Source organism: Lactobacillus delbrueckii subsp. delbrueckii DSM 20074 = JCM 1012 (genome assembly GCF_001433875.1).
Taxonomy (GTDB): domain Bacteria; phylum Bacillota; class Bacilli; order Lactobacillales; family Lactobacillaceae; genus Lactobacillus; species Lactobacillus delbrueckii.
In genome coordinates this window covers 12,967-15,922 of record NZ_AZCR01000025.1, presented here as the reverse complement: position 1 = coordinate 15,922, position 2,956 = coordinate 12,967, and the positions used below count along the sequence as shown (strand labels likewise).

Genomic DNA, 2,956 nt, shown 5'->3' with positions numbered 1-2,956 from the left:
TTCCTTAGTCATGATTATTGGGACAGCCACGCTGGCTGCCATGATTGGTGCCGGCGGGCTTGGGACCTACATCATGATCGGGATCCAGCAAAACAACAACACCTATATCTTGATCGGGGCTGGTCTGTCAGCTGTCTTGACTTTGGCCATGTCTGGCCTGCTCAAGTTCATGGCCTCATCAAAAAAGCACTTCCGTGTCACAGCCGTCGTCCTGGCAATTTTTGCCATTGGCTTAGGAGTTAGCCAGGCTCCGAAACATTTTACCCCGAAGCAAGAGGAAATCGTCATCGCTGGCAAGCTGGGGAGTGAACCAGACATTTTGATCAACATGTACAAGGACTTGATTGAAAGGGACAATCCTCATGTCAAGGTGACCCTTAAGAACAACTTTGGCGGGACCAGCTTCCTGTTCAATGCCTTAAAGACAGGCAAAATCGACATCTATCCGGAATTTACCGGGACGGTTCTGCAAGGCCTGGCTAAAAAGAAGGTGGCCACTCCGCATGACCCGGCTAAAACTTACCAGCTGGCTAAAAAGCTGATGGCTGAGGAGGACCAGCTGACTTACCTGCCAGCAATGAACTATCAGAACGGCTACGACTTGGCGGTTACGAAGGCTTTTGCCAAGAAACATAATATTAAGAGCTTAAGCGACCTGGCGAAAGTGGACGCTTCCTTAACCGCTGCTTTTGACCCGGACTTTGCCAACCAGCAGGATGGCTACCTGGGATTAAAGAAGGAATATGGCCTGAACTTCAAGGTTAAAACTATGGAACCTGCTCTGCGCTATAAGGCAATTGCCAACGGCAAGGTCGCAGTCGTTGATGGCTATACGACCGATCCCCAGATCAAGCAGTATGACTTAGTCGCCTTAAAGGATGACAAGAGCTTTTTCCCGCCATACCAAGGGGCGCCTTTGCTGAAAAATTCTTTTGCCCAAAAGCATCCCGGCGTCGTCAAAAGCCTGAACAAGCTTGCTGGCAAGATTACTGAAGCTGAAATGCAGGAAATGAACTACAAGGTGACCGTCAAGCACGAGAGCGCCAGCAAGGTGGCCCGCCAGTACCTGAAGCAGCATGGTCTGCTCTAATTATAAAATTGGTAGGTACTTTTTCTGCAAAAAGGCTTGAAAATAGTTAGAAAAGCATTAAAATGTAGATGTGATTACATCCATGAAAGGAGTTGCTCTCTTGACAGAACACTATTTAAACTATGTCAATGGCGAATGGCGGGACTCCGCTGACGCGATTGAAATTTTCGAACCAGCAACTGGCAAGTCCCTGGGTACTGTACCTGCCATGTCCCACGAAGACGTGGACTACGTAATGGACAGCGCCAAAAAGGCCCTTCCAGCCTGGCGGGCCCTCTCATACGTTGAACGGGCCGCATACTTGCAAAAGGCTGCGGACATCCTTTACCGGGATGCTGAAAAGATCGGTTCTACCTTGTCCAAGGAAATCGCTAAGGGCCTCAAGTCCTCCATCGGCGAAGTAACCCGGACGGCGGAAATCGTTGAATACACGGCCAAGGTCGGCGTAACTTTGGACGGGGAAGTCATGGAAGGCGGCAACTTTGAAGCGGCAAGCAAGAACAAGCTGGCTGTTGTCCGCCGGGAACCAGTCGGCCTGGTTTTGGCAATTTCACCCTTCAACTACCCGGTTAACCTGGCCGGCTCAAAGATCGCGCCTGCTTTGATGGGCGGGAACGTGGTGGCCTTCAAGCCGCCGACACAAGGGGCAATCTCCGGTCTGCTTTTGGCCAAAGCCTTCGCCGAAGCTGGCCTGCCAGCCGGCGTCTTTAACACCATTACCGGCCGGGGCCGGGTTATCGGCGACTACATCGTTGAACACCCGGCAGTCAACTTCATCAACTTCACCGGTTCCAGTGCTGTCGGCAAGAACATCGGCAAACTGGCCGGGATGCGGCCAATTATGCTGGAACTTGGCGGCAAGGACGCGGCCATCGTCTTGGAAGACGCTGACTTGGACCTGACGGCCAAGAACATCGTTGCCGGCGCCTTTGGCTACTCCGGCCAGCGTTGTACCGCCGTTAAGCGGGTTCTGGTCATGGACAGCGTGGCTGACGAATTGGTTGAAAAGGTGACTGCTTTGGTCAAGGATTTGACAGTCGGGATGCCAGAAGAGGATGCCGACATCACTCCTTTGATTGACACTAAGTCTGCCGACTACGTACAAGGCTTAATTGAAGAAGCCGCAGAAAAGGGCGCTAAGCCTTTGTTTAACTTCAAGCGCGAAGGCAACCTGATCTACCCAATGGTCATGGACCAAGTGACGACTGACATGCGCCTGGCCTGGGAAGAACCATTTGGGCCAGTATTGCCATTCATCCGCGTCAAGTCAGCTGACGAAGCTGTCAAGATTGCCAATGAATCAGAATACGGCCTGCAAAGCTCCGTCTTCTCACGGAACTTTGAAAAAGCCTTTGCCATTGCAGGAAAATTGGAAGTGGGCACAGTCCACATCAACAACAAGACCCAAAGAGGTCCGGACAACTTCCCATTCCTGGGCGTAAAGAGCTCAGGGGCAGGCGTACAGGGGGTCAAGTACTCCATTCAAGCCATGACCCGGGTCAAGTCCGTTGTCTTCAACATTGAAGGCTAATTTTAAAACAGTAAATTTGACAAGATGTCTGCTTGAGAAAGTCCGCTTTGGCGGACTTTTTTCGTTTTGTAAAAGTTTAAAAAGTATAATTATTTTGTTAGCATTTTTTAAGAAAGAATGGTAAATTAAACAAAAGGATTCGGACAGGAGAGTGCGCTATGCCAATTACTTTAGATAAACAGTTAGCCGCCATTGATGTGTTAAGGCAGGAGAATATTTTTGTCATGGACTCGCAAAGAGCCCGGACCTAGAACATCCGTCCTTTAAAGATTCTGGTGGTGAACCTGATGCCTAAGAAGGCCAACACGGAAGTGCAATTGCTCCGCCACCTGGCC

At 50.4% G+C, this 2,956-nt stretch carries 2 protein-coding genes and 1 pseudogene; all 3 read left to right on the top strand.

Annotation, left to right across the window (positions count from 1 at the left end):
* Window positions 1–1,090: glycine betaine ABC transporter substrate-binding protein (locus FD23_RS04975; RefSeq protein WP_236743885.1), on the top strand; the 1,090-nt coding region annotated here is incomplete at its 5' end.
* A 100-nt stretch (window positions 1,091–1,190) separates the two neighbouring features.
* Window positions 1,191–2,621 (top strand): NADP-dependent glyceraldehyde-3-phosphate dehydrogenase, encoded by a 1,431-nt coding sequence (locus FD23_RS04970; RefSeq protein WP_052933671.1) that lies wholly within the window; start codon window positions 1,191–1,193, stop codon window positions 2,619–2,621.
* A gap of 158 nt (window positions 2,622–2,779) precedes the next feature.
* Window positions 2,780–2,956: pseudogene (locus FD23_RS10450) on the top strand (homoserine O-acetyltransferase/O-succinyltransferase family protein); the annotation flags it as partial.